Raw genomic sequence first — 21790 nt, 5'->3', positions numbered from 1 at the left:
CACCTTATGACAAAATACCATTATTTGTATTACGTGAAATTTTAACGTTATTTATGAACGAACAGCCACTTCTCTAACGAGTGGATTATGTACTTGCACATAAATAGCTTGCTCCAATGGATTACTTAACTCATCGACATCGAAAAATCTCGTTAGTAAATTTGCTTTACACGCTAACTTATCTTCGTCCAATAATTCTCTTAAAAATGTAGAAGGTTCCCGGTTATATGGAAGAAATGATTCAAGTACAGACCTTAATTCCGAGAGAAGAATTTCCTCCTTAATTAATCCTGCTGTGCCAAAACCATTAATGAGGCCAAACATATGATTGAAAATTAAGTAGTAACGAAATCTCTCATCCACAATATAGTCGTCATATAAATTTCCAGTACGTTCTCCAATACCAGCTAATTCATTATTAAGCATCTCTTTCATTGAATTACAGAAATAAAATCCTTGATTATCACGGAAATAATATTTGATCGGATAACCATCTTTTAGCTGAACAACGCTATTTTGCTGATGAGCTTCTAATGCAACACCATACTGTAAATACATCCATACCATTGGCTTTAAAGAAATATTCATATATCGTCTAAACCACTCTAAGCTTACTTCTTCACAGCTTTTACTTTCTAAATCTGCTAGGCGATGAATAATATTCGATAACCGCGTACGCTCCCCAGGTATAGCGTCTTGAACTAGCCCCGCAATTAATGTTGCGTCGTTTGCATGTTCACTATAAAAAGGATTCTCACGAATAATCACCTCAAATCCAGATTCTTGTGTTCCATAATTTAATGTAATAAAGGCTGGATCACAAATAAAATCAAATCCTGGAAATCTTTCTCGTACTTCACCAATAGCCGTATTTAACATTTCCTTCCCTTCAAGACCACTCTCAAGTTCTTTCAGTTTATTAATACGCATTGAATTCGTTACTTTCACCGGAAATGAAAACTTAAGCATATACTTCGAATTGGGATGATATAGCGTCCTTAGTGATGATGTTGACATATAATACTTACCTACAGGACCAATATACTCAAGCAATTCTTGAATTATCCAATCTTGTACGTAAGCTTGATGCAAGAGCCATTCTGCCTGAAGCGGATGAATTGGAATTAATGCATATTGATCTTCCTTACAGTACTTCGCTATAAATTCCTTACTAACCATCTCATCATTACTTAATTCTTCTTTTATAATCGTTGTTGTAGAATCTGATAATAATGATTTTTCATTTACTATACTTTTATGTGCTCGAAAATAATGAAGCTGACATTCCCCTTTTAATTCTGGAGAATACATTGCACTTTTCCAATCCAATATCCCCTGTCTACTCTTTGGTGTAGGATGAGTTAAATGCCCAAATAATAAAGACTGCTCCGCTTCTATAAAAGTTGTATGGAAACCGTATAATGCGGATGTATCTTCTATTCTCTCTTTTGTAAATTCCTCAATATTTTGACAACTACGGATAACTCGAAGCATAAGTTCCGCAGGATTCGTTCCTTCTCCGTAGTTGATCGACATCTCTTTTATTAAAAACGTAATAACTGTAACGTAATCTGCTGTAATAACGGAATTACTATCTCCAATTTGATAATAAAATTGTTCTCCAAACAAATGGCGATCTGTTGATGATTTAAATATAACTTCTCCATACAAAGTAACGTTCTGTGCCGATAGCCGACAACATAAATATGTGGGGACTGTATCTCTATTCAACGTATTACTGAAGATACTCTTCATTCTTTCATCCTCTGTAATCCATTCTCCACTCCCTGTTTCTCTTAAATAACAGTTTAAAAAGCTTTGTAATGTTGCATGTTCTGCGATTTGTTTCGCATGCTGCATACTGGTCCTCCTCTTTATATTAAAGCTATCGAAATTTTATATAATAAACGATAATTGAACATCGTTATCAATTATGATTCTAATTGATAATGATATTCAATTCAAGAGTATATTTCAGAATTTTTTTATCTGATTTAATTTTCCTTGTTTTCTCCCTTTTCTTTAATCTAGTTAAAAATACTCAGCTTCAAACTACATACTTACTATTTTTCATTAGTAATCTATCCAAAATGGTTAAACAAAAGAGGTATACCTTAATTGGTATACCTCTTTCAAACATAAAGTTTACATAATAATATTATTTATATCTCTCCAGCAATATGCTGTCTCTTCTACCTGTAATCGCTCTAAAAATTTTGTATCAATTTTTTCTGGGTTAAATTTTTCATAAAACTTTTTAGAAGGATTATTCGTAACAACCCAAACTAAAAGTGATTGCATATCATTCTTTACACATTCTGATAGTAACGCTTGAAATAACTTTTGTCCTATTTTCATTCCTTGATACTCTTGTAAAAGGTAGATTGCATATAATTCTCCATCACAATTATATGTATCAGTTCTTTCTATCCCCCCATCGATGAATCCAACTATTTCTCCATTTAAATTCTCTGCTACAAATCTAAATTGATGATTACCTTCTTTTTGAAAAATATCTTCCCATTGTTTTTCTCGTTTCTCATATGCTATATTATCTAGAATTTCGTCAGCAAATATCCCTTTATACGTTGCTTTCCAACTATCGACATGCACCTTTGCTATACCTTGTATATCATCCTTTATTGCTCTTCTAATATGTATTCCCATCATTTCTCCCCCTTTATTACTCATCATTATATCAATTTCATTCCTTAAAAATCCAAATAAAAAAGAGTGAATTCACTTCACTCTTTTTTATCACAATTATCTACTTTCCACTTCAACTGAAACTACTCGATCTATCTCTTTCAGGGAACTATATAACTCTGTTGTATATAAATCTTCTGGAGCTAAAATAACCATCTCTAGTTGCTGAAATGCTCCACTATCTATATCTTTAATTTTCACGCGTTTCACATGCATGCCTAAATTTTTAATTTGCTTAAATATACCATCTAACTCATGATGCTCTTTAACAGTAATTTTTATAGATAAATCCTTTTGTCTTAATGAATACGGTCCTGCAATTTTCACAAGTTGCGGAAGTACATTAATCGCTAAAATAATTAAAACCATAGCAACTGTCGCTTGTAAATAAAATCCCGCACCAATTGCGATTCCTAAAGCTGAAGCAGCCCACACCATAGAAGCTGTTGTTAATCCAGAAATAACGTCATTACTTCTTCGTAAAATGACACCTGCGCCAAGAAAACCAATTCCACTAACAATTTGAGCGGCCAGTCGCATCGGATCCATATTTGTATGTCCTGGAACAGAATATACATGCACAGATTCAATTGAAACCATCGTAATTAAACAACTTGCTACAGAAATAACCATACTTGTTTTCACACCAAGTGGTTTATTCTTTAGCTGCCTATCTATCCCGATGAATAATCCTAAAAAGAGTGCTAAACCTAATTTGAGTAAAAATTCATATGACATATTCCCATTCTCCTTACTTTACAATGTTTCCCTTAGAATAACTCACTATAACTCTTTTATGATATCAATTCCAGTCTTTTCTATTCATTTAACATAAAAAACCGAACAAACATTTATAACGATGTTTCTCCGGCTTTTTATTACACTTTAGATTCTTCTTTATTTCTGATCTTTAATCTTAATTTCTGCACCTTTGTAGAATGCTAATTTACTGTCATTATACTCTTTTGTAAATTTGTTAAACTGCTCTTTCGACTTTTGTGCTTCCACATTTAATTCATTAACAGTTTTAACTTTTTCACCGATTTCTTTTAATTTCGTTTCTTTTACTTTTAATTTTTCATACAGTTCTTTTTCAGTCGCTAACACTTTCGTGTAATTTTCATTCATCTTTTGGAATGCATCATAACGATTCTTATACGACTCTTCTACTGCTTTTGCTTGTTTTTGTAACTTCTTATCTTCAATCTTCTCTATATTACTTTGAACAGATTTCGTTTCCTTCTGTGCTTTTTCTAGCATTTCTTTCTCACTTTTCAATACTTTTTCACGATCATCTACATTTGCAGTAGCTTGCTCTATTTTCTTCACAACTGCTTCATTATGATCTTTACCTTCTTGCAAAATTTGAGCATATAATTCTTGCCCTTGCTTCTCTAACTGCTCTAATTTTTTTGCTTCATCCACTAAAGATTTTTCTTGTGTTGCTGCTGTTTCAAAAGCTGTATATAGATTTTCTTCTGGCTTTTCACCGAAACAACCTGTTAAAAGTCCTACTGATAATGCTCCAACTACTGCTACTTTTCCATACTTCAACGTTCATTCCTCCATTACATACGGTTATCATGCCAGAAGTTCACTGGGAAGTGACTCTCTTCATGATAAGCTTCAAACTCATAACCTTTTTCTTTTAGCCCCTTTAAAATTGCTGGCACAGCAGCAACTGATTGCGGGTGAATATCATGCATTAAAATTACTTCTTGTGGTTTTGTTGCGTTTGTTAATACGTTTTGAGCAATTTGTGCTGCAGCTGCATCAACTGGCATTTTATTGTATCTCCAATCTAATGAATCAATTGTCCAATCCCATACTTTAAATCCGCCTTCTACCACTTTATTTCGAAGACCTTCATTCAATCCAGGCATCGAACCATATGGAGGACGTGTTAATTTAGGTGATTTCCCAATAATATTAGCGATTAAACCTTGATCTTCTTTCATCTCATTTACATACTCGCCATTTTTATATAACTTTGCGAAATTATGTGTCATACTATGCATGCCTACATAATGACCCTCAGCATTTTCACGTTTCACTAAATCAGGAAATTCTTTTACATTCGCTCCAATTAAAAAGAACGTCGCCTTCGCATCATGTTGTTTTAGCGTATTTAATAATTCAGCCGTATATTTCCCTGGCCCATCGTCAAATGTAAGATAAGCAACTTTTCTTTCTTTTCCATTAAAACGACTTGGTGCCGTTTTATTCATTTCAACTTTCGGCTGTTCACTTGCAAGCTGCACTACATTTTCTTGTTTCGCAACAGCTTTTGCTGGTGAAGTAATTGATTGAAACATGTAATACCCAATAGCTACTGCGGCAATCGCTATTAAAACGACTACTATTTGTTTAATTTTTAAAGCTTTTTCCATTCTATCGAATTCCTCTCCCTATTAATCTTATATATAAATCGCCCAATATAATTATACATCTATTTATTTTTATTTCACCATATAAATAGATTTTATTTGTATTATAATGGGAGTTTTATCAAAATTGTTGTTCCTATTCCTTCTTTGCTTGTAACACTAAGCACACCGCCATGAAGCTCTACCATTTTTTTAACGATAGCTAAACCAATACCTGCACCTGCAACATGATTATTAATTTGGTAAAATGATTGCTCAATATATGGTAAATGTTCTTTAGCAATTCCAATCCCTTCGTCTCTTACCTTAATCACTGCTTGTCCTTCTATTTTAGTCGCTTCAATGTGTATTGTACTTTTTTTATGTGAATACTTAATTGCATTTTGAACAATATTCAAGAAAACTTGCTTTAACCTATTTCGATCTCCCATCAATTCAATTCGGTCTATAGTAGTAATAAATTGAATTTCCTTCTCTTCCGATTTAGGAGTTAATTGCCAAATCGTCTCCTCTAGTATATCGTACAACTGCACCTTTTGTTTATATAAATTAAAATGATTTGATTGTAATCTTGAAAAATCTAGCAATTCTTCTACTAAATGAATCAATCTATCTGTCTCACCTGAAATAATGCCCATACCTTGCTTTATTTCTTCTTCTGTTAAATGATCTACTGTTTTTAACGTCTCACTCCAACCTTTAATTCCTGTTAAAGGCGTTCGTATTTCGTGCGAGATAGAAGCAATGAATTCATTTTTCATCTGCTCAGCCTTATCTATTTTATAGGCCATATAATTTAAACTATGTGCCAATTCACCTAATTCTCCAGGATAATCTTCTTTAATTTTTTGCTTTAATGTGCCTTCTGCAATTTGTGAAGAGGCTTGAATAATGGATTCAATTGGCTCAACAAATGAATTTGCCAAACGTCTACTAATTAAGAAGGCGACTCCCGAAATAACAATACCTACAGAAATAGTAAACGTAATAATTTCAATAATCTTTTTATTTACATTTGTTAAAACAGTCGTATATTTTAAAACACCAATAGTTTGTCCTTGATGTATAAGTGGGCTTAGCACCTCTAGTTGTTTTTTATTACCTTTCGTAGTAACTTGATTATACATTTCACCTTCTAATAATGATTGTGGAATATTCACTTTACCTTTTACCTTTTCACCACTTGAAGATTGTATAACCGAGCCGTGACGATCAATTAACTGTAATTCTGTTCCTTCTAATTGAAAGCTACTAATTATGTCACCACTATATTCTTGTAATCGAATAAAGTATAGTGAATTGTATTCTGAAAAAAAACGTGTACTCGTTTTCGCATGAGACTCTATATATTGCACAATACCATTATAATAGTATCGATAAATTGAGACTGAAAATACAACTTCAAATAATACAAGCATAAGTGTAATGACCGTCATAAAATATAAAGTCACTTTCCGTTTCATCTCATACTTTCCTTCCACACATATCCTTTTCCCCACACCGTAAGAATAAATTCAGGTTCTGATGGATTACATTCTATCTTTTGACGTAACCGTCTCATATTTACATCTACTACTTTCGTCTCACCTACGTAATTGGTTCCCCAAATCATATTTAAAATTTCATCACGCGAAACTGGCTTTGAAGCCTGATTCATTAAATACTGTAATATCATATACTCTGTAGGTGTTAAATCGACTAATTGTCCATCTTTATACAATCTTTCTTCTATAATATTTAACGAAAATGGACCTGACGTAACAATATTCGTTTTTTCTTCATGTACTTCTATTCTTCTTAATAAAGACTGTATACGTGCAGTTAATACTACTGGACTAAACGGTTTTGCAATATAATCATCTGCACCTATTCCTAGTCCTTGCACCTTATCTTCATCTTGTACACGTGCGGTTAACATAATAATACCCATTTTTTTATTTTCTTTCCTGATAGCCTTACAAACTTCTAAACCATCAATCCCCGGTAACATTACATCCAGCAGTGCTATATCAACAGTTTGTTCACTCAAAATCTGTAACGCTTCTTCTCCAGTAGTAGCTTCTATTACATAAAATCCAGCACGTTTTAAATTTAAAACAATAAAGCTACGGATCGTTAATTCATCTTCTAAAACTAAAATTTTTGACATAATTCCCACCTCCTACTCTTGTTGATAATCCGCTAGCGGTTTTATATATGCTTTCACTTTTTCAAATTCCGATTGCTTCGGTACTGCATATACGTGAGAAGCCGTTTTAATTGCTGCGCTGTAGCCTTTTATATTGAACCATTCTTTCCGCTTAAAAATATGAACTTCAAGCCATATTTTATTTGTTCTTGTATCCAAAAACTTTTGAGAATTTGATTCTTTTTGCTGATCTGGTATTGTAATTTTCCCTATTAACTCTTTAGGAATTTTCACATAATACCCTTTTTCTATATCTATATATCGTTCTTCAATTGGTTTAATTCCAGATTCACTCCACTGTATGTAACGTTCAAAAAGCGGACTATCACCATGTGATTTATCCTCCCAACCTTTTGGACGTACAGTACGAACAAATTCAATAATGCCGTCTTCATTAACATCTTTACTTTCTACAACATATTCATTAAATAAATCTTCTTTCCCACCTATAGGTAATACTTCATAATGATCCTGATCAAATTTTGCTACATAAGTTATACCTGAATGAGCCCCTGTTCCCGCATCGATTACAACTGCCTTTAATGATTTAGAAATACGGCCCATTTGTATTCTTTGAATACTATTTATAAATGGATCGTATGACACTTCAGATACAGTCTTAAATTGTTCCATGAACTCAACTGTCAGCTTCTCATCTTTTTCAAATGTAACAAGGCTTATATCTTTCAGTCCATTTTCATTTAGATCCTCTATGAATAACTTCGTATAACTTCGATTATATATTTCCTTCATCTCTTCATTTTCTTCCGAAAAAACATACATAACATGTTCTAACGATTCACGATTTACAGAGATTCCGATTAACAACTCTCTCTTCCCGTTCCCTGTAAAATCACCGACTTCAACGATATCTACATCTCCACCATCAAATTTATGTGTGGACTTTATTCTCCAGCCATTTCCGATTTCTTCATATACGGCTAAATATACGCTATGATCTTCATTCGGCAATTTATAAAATAAGATGGCTTCTTTCTTATTATCTTGTTTAAAATTCATTGACCAAATCATCTGTTTATCTTTGTTAGACATTGGAGTAAGTAAGCGATAATTAACAGGTAAATCTTTATCAATTTGTTCCTTTAATTCATTAATCCATTTTTCATTTGTAGGAGCTTCCATTAGACTTGTTGGAGCTTCAGACATTTTACATCCAGTCAATATAAAGATAATTCCCATCATGCTTAACCATTTCTGCATATGATATCTTTCCTTACCACAAATTTTGAATATGTCCTTTTACTTTTTTACCTATCCATTATACTCATACATATGAGTATAATTTTTCTAAACTAAAAAATCGTTACAGAAAAGTTACAAATACATTCCAAAAAAAAAGATTGGCAAAAGCCAATCTTTTTTTATTATTCGTTTCGGACTGATTTTGGCGTTACACCTAAATGATCATTTAATTTTTTTGAAATATCTTTTACATTTTTTTCATTTGGAATGTAATAATAAATACCACCGATACGTTTATCTGTACCTTCTATTTGCAATTTTTCCATTTCCAAATTAGATCCTGCCATATTTTTTGTAATGGCAAGCATATCGTCAAATGTTAAGTTCGTTTTCATATTTTTATCAACCGCATCTAGTAAAGAGCCCATTTTGCTAATTGATTGAACAGACATCGCTTTTTTAGCAATTGCTTCTATTACAAGTTGCTGTCTCTGTCCACGCATTGCGTCACTATCAATTTTACGCGTTCTTGCAAGTGCAAGTGCTTGTTCTCCATTTAAATGTTGGTAACCTTTTTCTAAATGAATCATACCAGCTTGGTCTTTACTATCTTGTTCAGTGAAAGTAACTGGTACATCAATATCAATACCACCAATTGAATCGACAATTTGTACGAATGATTCAAAGTTAAACTTCACATAATAATCAACAGGGACATTCAAAAATCTTTCCACTGTATCGCGTGTGCTTTCTACGCCACCAAATACGTGAGCATGAGTAATTTTATCTAATTTTTTTCTAGTTGGAATGTAAACACGTGAATCACGTGGAATACTTACTAGCTTAACAGACTTATCATCTTTATTAATTGTTGCTAATAAAAGTGCATCTGTTCGAACTGCTTCGCCATATTGGCTTTTTCTCATTTCACTTCCATCTACACCCATGATTAATATTGAAATATTATCCTTTAAAGGTTCGACTTCTTTATCACGCTTTGATGACTTATCAATTTTTGCATACGCATCATTTACAACAGCTTTTGCTTTATTATATATAAACGAACCATATCCTACTCCTCCAAAAATAAGTAGGAAAAATGGAATTAATATGAACCATTTTATTGACTTTCTTTTAGAACGCTTTTTATTACTTCTCGTATTTTGTTCTAATTCAGAGCTCATACCCATTCGCCTCTCTTTCTCTTTACCAAGTATAATGTAAGTCTATTTATCTTCATATTGAATTTCCTTTCACTAACCTTACAATTTTGTAAGGTTACTACTTAAACCCAATACGTATTCCATTTCACATTATACTCTCGTACTTATTTTTGGCAAGTCACTATTTACCAATTTCAAAAATTTAGCACTTCGCAACATGCGGATTTACAAATTTATTAACTCTTTCATTTTAAATTAGAATGTCTTTTTTCTAACAAACGATATGAATAAAGAATCCAGCTAATTATAAAATCTCTATGAATACAGTATATTTAACTTTATTATTTCTCAAACGGCGTATACACACTTTTCTTCCCCTGATTATCAATGTAAGCCGACTTTGCTTTTATTTTCGTTTTTTCTATTTCCATGTCTTCATTTGAGAAGTTCACAATGATTTTAATATCTTTTCCATAAGAAACAGATTGTACTAGCTTATCTTCTGACAAATACGCAAAATTCGTCATCTCTTCTTTTACTGCTTTTTCATGAACTTCATTCCAAACTTTTAGATGCTCTGTAATTTCTTTTTTATGCTTATTCCACTCTACTTCATCTAAATGGTACAACGGAGGAACATTATACAATAATTCAGACAGCATTCGATTTCCAACTTCATCTTTTACCTTTAAACTTCCCCATTCCCAATGATGCGTTGTAATAACGGAATCATTGTATACTAATTTATATAATGGTACCGAATATACTGGGTTTAAATATACTTGTTTATATTCTTCTTTCAATGGTACTTGTTTTGCATATTTTTCAGGCACATTTTGATTTGGTGACCAATATCCACCGACATAATACGGACTTGTTTTATTTTTCCGCATATCTTCATCGTCCCATTTAATAACAGGTGTTTCAATTCCGTGTGCAAATGCAATCGTACTACTAGCAAAATCATTTCCGCCTTCAGAACCAACGACCATACCCTTTTCTTGCGCAATGTAGTCCATTCGTTTTAAACGTGCTTTTAAATCTTGCTCTTGCGTCGTTATATGTTTCGCTGAATAGTCATCGTAAATTTCACCTGTCGCATCACAATCAATAAACCATGAATTATATTTAGGACCATTTTGTAATATATCATTCATGCGTTCCTTTACACTAGGCAGCGATAAAGTCGGGTTTAACTTGCGACCTCTACCTAAAAAGCCTTGCACCTTTTCTCCGTTTTTCTTCGTTACAGTAGCCTCTTCGTATAATGATGGGTCATTAAAGGATGCTGTGTTCCAATTTTTATCACTTTTTTCGTGAATGGAATGATATGAATCATACGGACCAACTAAATACCCCATTTCCTTAGCTTTTGTCACGAAATTAGGTTGCATAAATCCTTGTTCCCAGTTCGGCAGACCAATCCATGCTTTTTCTATTCCTGCCTCTTTCATTTCCTTTAGTATGTCCGTTCCATCTGCATTACCCCATTTACTTACCTCTTCAACCGCATCACCAAGTAGCGACTTTAATAAATGCTTATTTAAGCTATACAATTCTGTATTCGTTAAGTGACCTACACCTTTCTTTAATAGCACACTAGCTTCCTGATTAACGTTTTGAAAAATATCCTCTTTATAAAATTCCTTCATAGATAACACTTCGTTTATATAACGTAAAATAACATTTTTTTGATACTTATCAATAAAATCTTGTTTACTTACTTGATCTAATACATTCAGTTCCCCAGGCTCTGAACTATTCTTTTGAATAAGTTCTTTTATATGACTAAACAGCGGGCTATTTATTTGCTCTCTTAGTTTTGACCAATTTATATTACTTTCTGATAAACCATTTTGATTCCAAAAATAAAAATGCGCCGCTCCATATAACTTTTCGATTTCTTTATTTTTTCTAGCCTTTTCTTGTAATGTTTTAAATTCACCTTTTCGAACAATATCATCCTTATACAGTTTAGTAATGCTTACCGCATCATTATTTGTCACATATAATTGAAATCCATATGTTTTATTTTTATTTATGCTCGGAAATTCATGTGTAAAATCAAATCCTATTTTCGGATCCGAATGAAATTTCAATTCATTATTAAACATATTCTTTGCAATATATACAATTGAATATTTCGAACCATTTAATGCGAAAAACTTCATAGAAAATGATTCAGCAAATGAATATGCATCATCCTTTAAAAACTTCTTCCAATTCTCATCATTGCTCGGAATTTGCTTACCCTCCCATAACGGAAGTGTATAATTTTCAGCTTCTACTTTCGGCCATGTAAAGCTTTCTGCACCAGTCGATTCCACTTCAATGTTTAAGTGGTCTTTTTTCTTTTCTAATTTTATTTTTACTTTTTGATCTGGATATTCCCACGATGTACGATCCTTTTCTTTTTTTACATTCGATACCTTCATTTTCGGTAGGGGTTGTGATGCCTGTTCCTTTACCCCCTCATGTTCTACAGTTAATGTGAATGTTTCTGGATTTACATCATAAGTAAAATCTTTATACGTCGCTTTCTTTATTTTAGACTCTTGTACAGCATTACTACCTTTTACGTCACAACCGACTAAAGTCGAAAACGACATAGTTGTAAGAAGACATATCGCTATCATTTTTTTCATCCTCTGCACCTCCACCAATGAATATACAGGTGCTTTGTTACAGGAATGTGGCAAAAAATAATAGAGCTAGCATTTTGCTAGCTCTATTTGGAGTATTAAAAGTTGATATGAACAACTATAACTTGCTTAGAAGATATGTAATACAGTAACTGCGTTTTTTCTCAATAATTATGAAACTAAACAAATCAAAATTTTAACAAGCATTCTTCAACTGAAAAAATAAGTGTATACAATGTATCCTAAAAATAGTACTAAAATGATTATTCCTGTGCCTTTCCAATTCATACCGCCTGCTATATCAACTGGACTACCTGTTTCCGCTCTATTGAGTCCGTCATGTAAAGAACCCGTAAGATTACTTTTTAATTCACTTTGTCTCATACGCTCTCTTTTTTCTTCTGGTGACTCTTTATTCATGTAATCACCTCCAAAATGAATGCACTCTTTACTTACATTATTCAAAATCAACATTTGTTTTATATTTTCTTCCGAAAAAACCTAATTTAAAATAGGTTTGCAACGTAAAGAAAGCTAGCCATGCCAGCTTTCTTTACGATCCAATATGCTCTTCCTTATTTACAATAATACCTTTATGGTCGATTTCAAGCTCACATACTTTCATATCTGTAAATACTCTCGCTAACTGCCCAGCGATTTCTTGACGTTTCTCATATGGTGTTAATATAAAAATAGATGGTCCCGCACCGCTAAGTGCTGTGCCGTACGCACCAAATTCTTTTGCGCATTTACGAATAGATGGTAATAACGGTACGAGTTCTAAACGATATAGCTCGTGAAAATGGTCTCTCTCCATCATTTCACCTACAACTTCCCACCGCTTTTGACATAATGCAGCTACTAATACGTTACTTATCGCACTCGCTTTAACTGCCTCATGAAACGGAAACATCTTTGGTAATACAGATCGACTTTCATCTGTATTTAATTCTTCATTCGGAATGAGAGAAACTACACCTAATTCCTTGCTCTCAATTCTTACGACGGAAACATCCTTTCCATCAAGTGCTCCAATTACAGTTCCACCTAATATAGAAGCAGCAACATTATCAGGATGTCCTTCAAAATTTGTAGCAATTTGAACTTTTTGATCAGCAGTTAAGTTCAAATTGCCTAGTTGATTCGCAAGCTCTATCCCAGCTACAATCGCTGATGCACTACTTCCTAGCCCTCTCGTTAATGGGATATTACTAGTAACTTCTATTATATGGGGTGATATAGAAGGACATACTTTACATGCCGTGCTAACGATTAAATTTTTATCGTCTGCTGGAATTGATTCTTCAAAGGAATGGATTACTTGCCATTTATCAGCTTTTTCTTTAACCACCACATCTAAATACAATGACAAAGCTATTCCAACTGAATCAAATCCAGGACCAACATTCGCCGTACTAGCAGGGACACGAACGCTAAATGGTATCACGACATAATCACCCCTTTAATATGATCTTTAATTTGTTCTATATCATTTGACACACTTGCGATGTCTAGTTGATTTGAAGAAATAGCGATATCAGGATCCTTCAAACCATTTCCAGTTAATACTGCAACAACTGTTTCTCCCTTTTTGATTTTTCCAGATTCAACATGTTTAATTACGCCGGCTAATGAAGCATTTGATCCTGGTTCAGCGAAAACTCCTTCAGTTTTTGCTAATAACCTATACGCATGTAAAATTTCTTCATCTGATACCATATCTATTTCACCACGAGACTGCTCGGCAGCCTCTACTGCATATGACCAACTTGCTGGGTTACCGATGCGAATCGCTGTTGCAATTGTTTCAGGTTCTTCAATTACATGCCCTTTTACAATTGCAGCTGCTCCTTCCGCTTCAAAACCATGGATTCTTGGCTTCTTATAACCTTTTTCTTTCTCATATTCACAGAAACCTTTCCAATATGCTGTAATATTTCCTGCGTTCCCAACAGGGATAGCTAGAACATCTGGTGCATTTTGCAATTGGTCACAAATTTCAAATGCTGCCGTTTTTTGCCCTTCAATTCGATAAGGATTCACTGAATTTACTAACGTAATCGGCTCTTCTGCAGCAATATTTCTTACAGCCTTAAGTGCATCATCGAAATTCCCTTCTATTGAAATAATTTCAGCTCCATAAGCGACCGCTTGCGCTAATTTTCCATGTGCAATCTTTCCTTCTGGTATTACGATAATGCATTTCATCCCAAGACGTGCCGCATATGCTGCAGCTGATGCTGATGTATTACCTGTTGATGCACAAATGATTGCTTCTGAACCTTCTTCTTTCGCCTTAGCAACTGCCATGACCATACCACGATCTTTAAAAGAACCTGTCGGATTCGCTCCTTCGTACTTACCGTATAGCTGAATCCCTAATTGTTTTGATATGTTTAATAATGGAATAAGTGGTGTGTTTCCTTCCATTAAGCTGACATCAGGTGTATTTTCATTCACCGGTAAATAAGAAGCATACTGTTTTAATAGTCCTTTATACATATTGTTTTTCCTCCTCAATAATGTAGTAACTGTTTATTTCACTTGCGACAGCTTCTATCGCTCCTAAAACTCGTTCAAATTGATACTTGGAAGTTCGATGTGTCACAACAACAACTTCTGCCAGTTCACGGTTTAAAGGTAATTGAATAACTTCTTTTAAACTTACAGAGTAATTAACGAAACATTCTGTTATTTTTTGTAACATCCCAGGCTCATCTCGTAATGAAATACGCAAGAAATATTTCGAAACTACTTCTTCATCACCTTGTAATTCATAAGGAACTGGTTCTTTTAACGCACTTTTATTTTTCGGCACTTGATTCATATTTTTAACGATGGAAATAATATCACTTACTACAGCAGAACCAGTTGGCAACTTTCCAGCTCCAGGTCCGTAAAACATTACTTCTCCTACCGCTTGACCGTGAACATATACTGCATTAAATTCATTATTCACATTTGATAATGGATGCTGGCTCGGTAAAAGCGTCGGTTCTACACTTAAATGAATGGCTGATCCTTGTTTTTCAGCCTTACCAATTAACTTCATAGTAAATCCTAACTTTTCAGCCATTTGTAAATCTTCTTTTTCGACCTTTCGAATCCCTCTTACTTGCACATCATCTAATGAAACATTCATCGAAAAACCTAAGTTTGCAAGAATTGCTACCTTTCTCGCCGCATCTAGTCCATCTACATCTGCTGTCGGATCCGATTCTGCAAAACCTAATTTTTGCGCTTCCTGTAAAGCCTCTTCATAAGACCATCCATTTTGACTCATTTTTGTTAACATATAATTTGTTGTACCATTTACAATTCCCATTATTTTTTCAATTTGATCTGATGCTAGCCCGTCAGTTAGTCCTCTTAACACTGGAATACCGCCCGCTACACTCGCTTCGTAACATAAATCACAATCATTATCGTTCGCCAGTTGAAGAAGCTCTGCACCATATACAGCCATTAAATCTTTATTTGCTGTTACGACATGCTTTTTATTTCGTAAAGCCTTAACAATATGCTGCTTTGCTTCTTCAATTCCACCCATTACCTCTACTACAATATCAATATTTGAATCATTTAGAACTTCATCTGCATGACTTGTTACTGCAATTCCATCAATACAAACATCGCGTTCTTTTTCCAAATCACGTACAACGACTGTTTTCACTTTCACTTCGTATCCTGTATCAAGTGCGATTTTTTTATAATGTTCTTTCAAAATATGAACAACACCACTTCCGACCGTACCTAAACCTAATACCCCAACATTTATAACGTTATTCATCTTCTAATCTCCTCCTAAAAGTTTAATTGTTACATCTATAAATCACCTTACTCTGCTTTTTTGTCATGCAGGTGGTGGTTATTTCCGTACTTATAAATCGTTTCATATTACCGCACCTCCTTTCAAAGTAATAAAAAAACACACTCTTCCCTAGGAAAGGGACGAATGTGTTTTCGTGGTTCCACCCTTGTTCCAATCTAGACGTACCTCCTCCTAGATTGCTCAAGTTCAGATAACGGCTGATACCGTCAATAATTACTAGATTACTCGTTCACTATTGAAGTTCAAAGGTGGTAAAATCATTTCTCGTGTTAGGAAGCTCACACCCTTGGCTTCCCTCTCTGTAAACCGTAAAAATGATTTCGTGTCCTTATCGTTACTTTTTTCGTTCATGTTTATTTGTTAACTCATTATACTCGCATAAAAAACAAAATCAATACTATTTTTTAATTATTTTAAATTTTCAATCTATAATACTATAAAAAAACACACTCTTCCCTAGGAAAGGGACGAATGTGTTTTCGTGGTTCCACCCTTGTTCCAATCTAGACGTACCTCCTCCTAGATTGCTCAAGTTCAGATAACGGCTGATACCGCCAATAATTACTAGATTACTCGTTCACTATTGAAGTTCAAAGGTGGTAAAACCATTTCTCGTGTTAGGAAGCTCACACCCTTGACTTCCCTCTCTGTAAACCGTAAAAATGATTTCGTGTCCTTATCATTACTTTTTCGTTCATGTCTATTTGTTAACTTATTATAGTTATCAACTTTTTAAAAAGCAAGCCTATTTTTACTAACTATTTTCAAAATATTTTTTTATTATATTTCACAATAACATTATGCAACTGCCACTCAATTTACCTATTTTGTCATTTCTCCAGTTTATAAATCAACGGTTCATATATAAAGTGAAACTTTAATCAGTGGGGATTTTGTTTATCCCCACCTAACTTCTTTGTTTTCGCTGAATTTTGAGGTAGGAGTCTTACTGCCCGTTAATGCGGGATAAATTCCCCATTCTAAAACCCGTACATACCCACCTTACAAAACTATATCAATAAAATTTTCAATACAATCTTTTTGTATAACTTTCTTCTAAAGAACGTGCAACATCTTCTTCTGAAGTATTCACTTTCGCATGCTCCAGCAACATTTTTGCTGCTGAAGGTAACTCTTTTTTATTTAACCAATATTCTGATTCCCACATCTTAGAACGAATAAACGCTTTTGCACAATGAATGTAACACTCTTCTATTTCAACAACAATTCCAAGTAACGGATTGCGTCCATTCGCCTGCATTTCTTTCAAAATTTCTTCGTCGTTTGTAATATATGCTCGGCCATTTATTCTGAGTGTCTCCCCAAGACCTGGAATAAAAAAGATTAGTCCTACACGTGGATTTGAAATAATATTCAAAATGGAGTCTATACGACGATTTCCTGGTCTTTCTGGAATGATAATTTTATTATTATTGAGTACGTATACAAATCCAGGTGCGTCTCCTCTCGGCGAGGCGTCACACTCCCCCAACTTATTTGCAGTAGATAATACTAGAAAAGGAGATTTAGAAAGGAAATCTACACAATGGTGGTCTAATGATGAAATAACTTTTTTCAATGCTCGCTCACTTGGTTGCCCCAATATTTTTCGTAACTCTTCCTCTGTTGAAATAATCGATTTTATTTCCATACGCTCTATCTCCACTTATAATCGCCCCTTTTTCTTTATTTTCCCAAAATTCAATACGAATATTGTATAATAAAATTTGCAGAAAGGGGAATTAAAATGACAGAGTGGTTAACAATATTTGATTCTGAAAGAAATACACTTGGGAAGAAATTACGCGATGAAGTGCATCGTGACGGTGATTGGCACGAAACATTTCACTGTTGGTTTGTAGAAAAAGATGCTAAAGATATATTCTTATATTTCCAGTTACGCTCTAAAAATAAAAAAGAAGCTCCATGTATATGGGATATTACTTCAGCTGGACATATTATGCATGATGAAGATGTACAAATTGGTGGTCTTCGTGAAATCGAAGAAGAATTGGGGCTTTCCTTTCAAACTACTGATTTAGTATACAAAGGAATCTTTAAAATAGACTATAAAATTTCAAATCTTACTGATCGTGAATTTTGTCATATGTATTTTCACAATGTCATCAATCCACTTCCATTCGCACCAGGTGAAGAAGTAGACGATGTGATGAAAGTACATGCAACTTCTTTTCTACAACTATTAAATGGAGAGATTTCATCTTTAAAAACGATTTCAGTCTTAAACAATAAACCGATTACGATAACATTTGAAGATATTTATCCGTATGATCTTGCATACTATGAATTTGTTGTTGCACAAGGAAAAGAACTACTAAAAAATAATAGTTTGTAAATATAATAGGACTCCTATCTATCATTGACTGAGAGTCCTATTTTCCTTATCATCATTGTTCAATTGTCTTTAATCTGTTCTCTACTCGTATAAATAAGCGAATGATTAACAATACCATAACCACCATAATCGCTATTATTGTATATGGATATCTAAACAGTATACTAATAACACTTCCAATTAACATCATGATGAATCCGTTCTGCTTCATCACTTCTACACTATACCTGTTACCCGCATCCCATAATTCCTTATTTTTCATAGATCGTTTCGTACGATAACCATATGCCGCATTAATATCGGTCGGTGGATTTTTTTGAAGAATAATTGCCGCAAATATAAAAACAATACCAATCAATATGCTTATTCCTATGTTTACTAGTGCATCAATCAATTATATCCCCCTAACTTACACTTTCATTATACGACATAACCCTTATTTTCCTAATTTATAACACATTCACTTTCTTTCTTTTGATGTCTGGAACATACTTGGAAGTGTTACAAAACGTGCCCCTTTCGTTTTTAACTGCGGAATGATTTTGTCTAGTGCATCTACAGATCCTTGTAAATGCCCACCTGGTGTTGAATGTTGGAGGATGACACTTCCAGGAAATGAATTCCCTAACACATTATTTGTAATCGTATCAGCACTCACACCTTTCCAATCAACTGTATCAACACTCCACTGTACAATCATAAAATTTTGCTCTGTGGCCCATTTTAATTGATTTTCAAGTATTTCACCGTATGGCGGACGTATAAACTTCGGTGCATAACCAGCTAAACGATTTAATATTTCTTCCGTTTTTATAATTTGATTACGGTACTCATCCTCATTTACTTTCGCTAAGTTCGGATGACTATACGTATGATTACCAATTACATGCCCTTCATTTGCAATACGCTTTACTACGTTCGGAAATTTTTCTGCGTTTTCACCAAGTAAGAAAAAAGTAGCTTTTACATTATGTTGTTTTAACTTATCTAAAATTTTTGGCGTGAATTCTAAATCTGGTCCATCATCAAATGTAAGAGCGACTTCCGCTTTATTATACGGTCCTGAAAATGCGTACGCATATTTTTCAACCCATGAAAATAGTGTCCACGATCCACGATCATCTGCTTTCATTTTCACTTCATAGTTTTGAGGAATATATACGTATGGCAATGCGCTTATATATTCTCCATAATAAAATGAGTTATATGGCATATAAGCATACGAAACATCTCGTTCTAGTCCCCATTGATATGGAGCAAACATTTGTGGCGAATAAAAATAATACATGATAAAAAACCTCCCTAAATTTTCATATGTGATTCATCTGCACTTTGTTAGAGAAATTGTTAGTCATAAACAAAAATAAGACTGTCCTTAATTAGGACAGCCTTACTACTTTATATTATTAATAAATTGATGTACTATCTTTTGGCAAAGCTTTCACATGTTTTAAATAATTCGTCACTTTATCATCCTCATCTTGCGGATATTGATATTCATATGTGTTAGCGATTTCGTTCGCCACTTCCCTAAATAAATCACTCATGACAAAGAATGACTCCCATATGTTTTCATATTCAGCATTAGAAAATGTCCTTTTAAATTGCTCCCACATATCTTCTTCAATATATTGCTCGAAATGCTTTCCAAACTTCCCTGTATTAACTGTAAAGTCTGTTTTCATACCAATATGCCATTCTAGCATTACGATGAACATATCTCGCACTGGTCCTTCAAGCATTCCTTTTGCATAAGAAAGTTCCTCTCGCCATAACCCTTTTGCGATATTCGTACTACACCACCAAAATTCATTACAGCAATCCAAAAACTCTTTTTCTGTAGGCTTTTTTATTAAGTAATCCTTATCGCTTGCTGGCGGGAATTCTTCCAGACAATTATCTTTATCAAGAAGCAGTTTACTTAAACTATCTTGTCCAACGAACTTTTTTATTAACTCAACTGGAACTAGCGTTAAATCAATCCGATTCCCATCCATGAACTGCATTAAATACGGAAACTTCCCATCTTCATCTGGTTGAACTAACGACATTTCTTCTGGCATTTGTACTATCATTATTTCTCCAAATCTATGAACCCAATTATGATTAGACGTAAAAGATTGTATATCATTTACAACATACATAATATCATAGTCTTGAAAACAATCTCTTTTCACATTTGGATTTACACGCGATCCATTCATGATAACTGCTCGAATTCTTTCATCCTCTTTTGCTATATTTATAATTACGTCTAACATTTCTTTTTCAGTTCTCATCTACTTATATCCTCCAATTTTTTAATATATAATATAGTGTTATGTATACTGGAGGTCCACGAGCTAATCTCGTTATACACGATACATGTTATAATTTTTGAAACTTCTTTTTCATCCCTTTTTCCTCCTTACATCACTCTTTTACAACTGCCATCCCTTTCAATTTCCCAATGCTTTCTACCATTTACTTTTAATTATACCGAAAATTCTGTCTCGAATACAAAAAATAAAGAAGGGATATCTACCCCTTACAGAATAGATATCCCTTCTTTTAAATATAAATTTAATTCCTATGGATTAGTAGACCAAAGCCCAGCAGATTTAATAAACGTACGTTTATTTAATTTCAGCTGCGCTACGATAAATTCTGCAATATCTTCTGCTTGCATTACTTTATCAGGGTTTCCATCAGTTAATCCTAAATCTACAGCCATATCAGTTGCTACTGTACTTGGAGTTAAAGCTGTTACACGAATGTTATGTTTGCGAACTTCCATCGCTAACGATTCTGTTAAGCCAAGGACACCAAATTTAGAAGCACTATATGCACTTGTTACAGGTGCGCCTTTTTGTCCTGCTGTAGATGAAATGTTAATGATATCACCAGATTGTTGTTCAATCATGCTCGGTAAAGCTGCACGAGTTGCATAGTATACACCCATTAAATTTACTTGAATGATTTTTTCCCAATCAGCAACGTCTAGTTCTAAAAACTTACCGAATTTAGAAATACCAGCGTTATTAATTAAAATATCGATAGATCCTAAACCATTTTTTAACGTTTCAATCGCAGTTGTTACTTCTTCGTATGAAGAAACATCAGCAGTTGCAATAACAGCTTTTACACCTTCTGCTTCTACTTCTTTCGCTACAGCTTTTAAGTTTTCTTCTGAACGAGCTAATAAGCCTACATTTACGCCTTCTTTCGCTAATGCGATTGCTACAGCGCGACCAATCCCTCTACCTGCTCCTGTAATTAAAGCATTTTTACCTTGTAATAATTCTGCCAAGTATAACACTCCTTAATCATCTCA

The 21790-nt window shown here is 33.8% G+C and carries 20 protein-coding genes and 2 other annotated features; of the genes, 1 reads left to right on the top strand and 19 read right to left on the bottom strand.

From position 1 onward, the window contains the following. Nucleotides 1-51: 51 nt before the first annotated feature. The 15 genes from ACTFP3_RS06015 to ACTFP3_RS05945 all read right to left on the bottom strand — a co-directional run bounded on the left by ACTFP3_RS06015 (nt 52) and on the right by ACTFP3_RS05945 (nt 17787). On the bottom strand, nt 52-1860 hold the full coding sequence (locus ACTFP3_RS06015; protein ID WP_440009645.1) for an IucA/IucC family protein: 1809 nt from the start codon (nt 1858-1860) through the stop codon (nt 52-54). 285 nt (nt 1861-2145) lie between these two features. Continuing rightward, the gene (locus tag ACTFP3_RS06010; protein WP_136363314.1) at nt 2146-2667 is read right to left on the bottom strand and encodes a GNAT family N-acetyltransferase; all 522 of its coding nucleotides are present in this window, start codon (nt 2665-2667) and stop codon (nt 2146-2148) included. Between the two features lie 96 nt (nt 2668-2763). After that, nucleotides 2764-3444 (bottom strand): MgtC/SapB family protein, encoded by a 681-nt coding sequence (locus ACTFP3_RS06005; RefSeq protein WP_000119510.1) that lies wholly within the window; start codon nt 3442-3444, stop codon nt 2764-2766. A gap of 159 nt (nt 3445-3603) precedes the next feature. Beyond that, nucleotides 3604-4260, bottom strand: coding sequence for a YkyA family protein (locus ACTFP3_RS06000; protein ID WP_000873566.1), 657 nt, complete (start codon nt 4258-4260; stop codon nt 3604-3606). 14 nt (nt 4261-4274) lie between these two features. Beyond that, nucleotides 4275-5096 (bottom strand): peptidoglycan-N-acetylglucosamine deacetylase, encoded by an 822-nt coding sequence (locus ACTFP3_RS05995; protein WP_000409484.1) that lies wholly within the window; start codon nt 5094-5096, stop codon nt 4275-4277. 101 nt (nt 5097-5197) lie between these two features. After that, complete coding sequence (locus ACTFP3_RS05990) at nt 5198-6556, bottom strand: sensor histidine kinase (protein ID WP_088338912.1); 1359 nt, start codon at nt 6554-6556, stop codon at nt 5198-5200. Further along, entirely contained in the window at nt 6553-7242 is a 690-nt protein-coding gene (locus ACTFP3_RS05985) for a response regulator transcription factor (RefSeq protein ID WP_000036071.1), read from the bottom strand. The genes ACTFP3_RS05990 and ACTFP3_RS05985 overlap by 4 nt, the downstream gene beginning before the upstream one ends. A 12-nt stretch (nt 7243-7254) precedes the next feature. Next, nucleotides 7255-8502, bottom strand: coding sequence for a hypothetical protein (locus ACTFP3_RS05980; RefSeq protein WP_427251322.1), 1248 nt, complete (start codon nt 8500-8502; stop codon nt 7255-7257). A 164-nt stretch (nt 8503-8666) separates the two neighbouring features. Continuing rightward, on the bottom strand, nt 8667-9668 hold the full coding sequence (locus ACTFP3_RS05975) for an LCP family protein (protein WP_002163948.1): 1002 nt from the start codon (nt 9666-9668) through the stop codon (nt 8667-8669). A 320-nt stretch (nt 9669-9988) separates the two neighbouring features. Beyond that, nucleotides 9989-12292, bottom strand: coding sequence for a glycoside hydrolase (locus ACTFP3_RS05970; RefSeq protein ID WP_324659039.1), 2304 nt, complete (start codon nt 12290-12292; stop codon nt 9989-9991). 207 nt (nt 12293-12499) lie between these two features. Then, nucleotides 12500-12709: a DUF6366 family protein gene (locus tag ACTFP3_RS05965; protein ID WP_326036015.1), complete on the bottom strand. Its 210-nt coding sequence runs from the start codon at nt 12707-12709 to the stop codon at nt 12500-12502. Between the two features lie 133 nt (nt 12710-12842). Continuing rightward, complete coding sequence (gene thrB / locus ACTFP3_RS05960; protein ID WP_440009638.1) at nt 12843-13736, bottom strand: homoserine kinase; 894 nt, start codon at nt 13734-13736, stop codon at nt 12843-12845. Continuing rightward, complete coding sequence (gene thrC / locus ACTFP3_RS05955; protein WP_000276438.1) at nt 13733-14791, bottom strand: threonine synthase; 1059 nt, start codon at nt 14789-14791, stop codon at nt 13733-13735. Before thrC ends, thrB begins: the two co-directional genes overlap by 4 nt. Beyond that, the gene (locus ACTFP3_RS05950) at nt 14784-16079 is read right to left on the bottom strand and encodes a homoserine dehydrogenase (RefSeq protein ID WP_016124457.1); all 1296 of its coding nucleotides are present in this window, start codon (nt 16077-16079) and stop codon (nt 14784-14786) included. The genes thrC and ACTFP3_RS05950 overlap by 8 nt, the downstream gene beginning before the upstream one ends. Before the next feature lie 154 nt (nt 16080-16233). Next, nucleotides 16234-16465, bottom strand: a binding site (T-box leader). A gap of 116 nt (nt 16466-16581) precedes the next feature. Then, nucleotides 16582-16813, bottom strand: a binding site (T-box leader). 335 nt (nt 16814-17148) lie between these two features. Continuing rightward, nucleotides 17149-17787: a pyridoxamine 5'-phosphate oxidase family protein gene (locus ACTFP3_RS05945; RefSeq protein ID WP_440009634.1), complete on the bottom strand. Its 639-nt coding sequence runs from the start codon at nt 17785-17787 to the stop codon at nt 17149-17151. An 81-nt stretch (nt 17788-17868) separates the two neighbouring features. Between ACTFP3_RS05945 and ACTFP3_RS05940 the strand changes: the two genes are divergently transcribed. Further along, nucleotides 17869-18477, top strand: coding sequence for an NUDIX domain-containing protein (locus tag ACTFP3_RS05940; protein WP_326036013.1), 609 nt, complete (start codon nt 17869-17871; stop codon nt 18475-18477). A gap of 52 nt (nt 18478-18529) precedes the next feature. On the opposite strand, the gene ACTFP3_RS05935 is transcribed toward ACTFP3_RS05940, so the two are convergent. The 4 genes from ACTFP3_RS05935 to ACTFP3_RS05920 form a co-directional block, all read right to left on the bottom strand. Continuing rightward, a complete protein-coding gene (locus tag ACTFP3_RS05935; RefSeq protein WP_440009631.1) occupies nt 18530-18871 on the bottom strand; it encodes an SdpI family protein in 342 nt (113 codons plus the stop codon). 66 nt (nt 18872-18937) lie between these two features. After that, nucleotides 18938-19765, bottom strand: coding sequence for a peptidoglycan-N-acetylglucosamine deacetylase (locus ACTFP3_RS05930; protein WP_440009628.1), 828 nt, complete (start codon nt 19763-19765; stop codon nt 18938-18940). A 118-nt stretch (nt 19766-19883) separates the two neighbouring features. Continuing rightward, nucleotides 19884-20756, bottom strand: coding sequence for an aminoglycoside 6-adenylyltransferase (locus ACTFP3_RS05925; RefSeq protein ID WP_440009625.1), 873 nt, complete (start codon nt 20754-20756; stop codon nt 19884-19886). A 290-nt stretch (nt 20757-21046) separates the two neighbouring features. After that, a complete protein-coding gene (locus ACTFP3_RS05920) occupies nt 21047-21766 on the bottom strand; it encodes a 3-ketoacyl-ACP reductase (RefSeq protein WP_000818985.1) in 720 nt (239 codons plus the stop codon). Between the last annotated feature and the right edge of the window lie 24 nt (nt 21767-21790).

The organism is Bacillus cereus group sp. MYBK5-2, from assembly GCF_051915685.1.
GTDB classification, from domain to species: domain Bacteria; phylum Bacillota; class Bacilli; order Bacillales; family Bacillaceae_G; genus Bacillus_A; species Bacillus_A cereus.
This window is presented reverse-complemented; position numbering and strand designations above follow the sequence as displayed.

What these genes read in the sequence shown, in the direction of transcription:
- ACTFP3_RS06015 (WP_440009645.1), bottom strand. Translation starts at nt 1,860, where the DNA reads ATGCAGCATGCGAAACAAATCGCAGAACATGCAACATTACAAAGCTTT.
- ACTFP3_RS06010 (WP_136363314.1), bottom strand. Translation starts at nt 2,667, where the DNA reads ATGGGAATACATATTAGAAGAGCAATAAAGGATGATATACAAGGTATA.
- ACTFP3_RS06005 (WP_000119510.1), bottom strand. Translation starts at nt 3,444, where the DNA reads ATGTCATATGAATTTTTACTCAAATTAGGTTTAGCACTCTTTTTAGGA.
- ACTFP3_RS05995 (WP_000409484.1), bottom strand. Translation starts at nt 5,096, where the DNA reads ATGGAAAAAGCTTTAAAAATTAAACAAATAGTAGTCGTTTTAATAGCG.
- ACTFP3_RS05990 (WP_088338912.1), bottom strand. Translation starts at nt 6,556, where the DNA reads ATGAAACGGAAAGTGACTTTATATTTTATGACGGTCATTACACTTATG.
- ACTFP3_RS05985 (WP_000036071.1), bottom strand. Translation starts at nt 7,242, where the DNA reads ATGTCAAAAATTTTAGTTTTAGAAGATGAATTAACGATCCGTAGCTTT.
- ACTFP3_RS05980 (WP_427251322.1), bottom strand. Translation starts at nt 8,502, where the DNA reads ATGCAGAAATGGTTAAGCATGATGGGAATTATCTTTATATTGACTGGA.
- ACTFP3_RS05975 (WP_002163948.1), bottom strand. Translation starts at nt 9,668, where the DNA reads ATGAGCTCTGAATTAGAACAAAATACGAGAAGTAATAAAAAGCGTTCT.
- ACTFP3_RS05970 (WP_324659039.1), bottom strand. Translation starts at nt 12,292, where the DNA reads ATGAAAAAAATGATAGCGATATGTCTTCTTACAACTATGTCGTTTTCG.
- ACTFP3_RS05965 (WP_326036015.1), bottom strand. Translation starts at nt 12,709, where the DNA reads ATGAATAAAGAGTCACCAGAAGAAAAAAGAGAGCGTATGAGACAAAGT.
- thrC (WP_000276438.1), bottom strand. Translation starts at nt 14,791, where the DNA reads ATGTATAAAGGACTATTAAAACAGTATGCTTCTTATTTACCGGTGAAT.
- ACTFP3_RS05950 (WP_016124457.1), bottom strand. Translation starts at nt 16,079, where the DNA reads ATGAATAACGTTATAAATGTTGGGGTATTAGGTTTAGGTACGGTCGGA.
- ACTFP3_RS05940 (WP_326036013.1), top strand. Translation starts at nt 17,869, where the DNA reads ATGACAGAGTGGTTAACAATATTTGATTCTGAAAGAAATACACTTGGG.
- ACTFP3_RS05930 (WP_440009628.1), bottom strand. Translation starts at nt 19,765, where the DNA reads ATGTATTATTTTTATTCGCCACAAATGTTTGCTCCATATCAATGGGGA.
- ACTFP3_RS05925 (WP_440009625.1), bottom strand. Translation starts at nt 20,756, where the DNA reads ATGAGAACTGAAAAAGAAATGTTAGACGTAATTATAAATATAGCAAAA.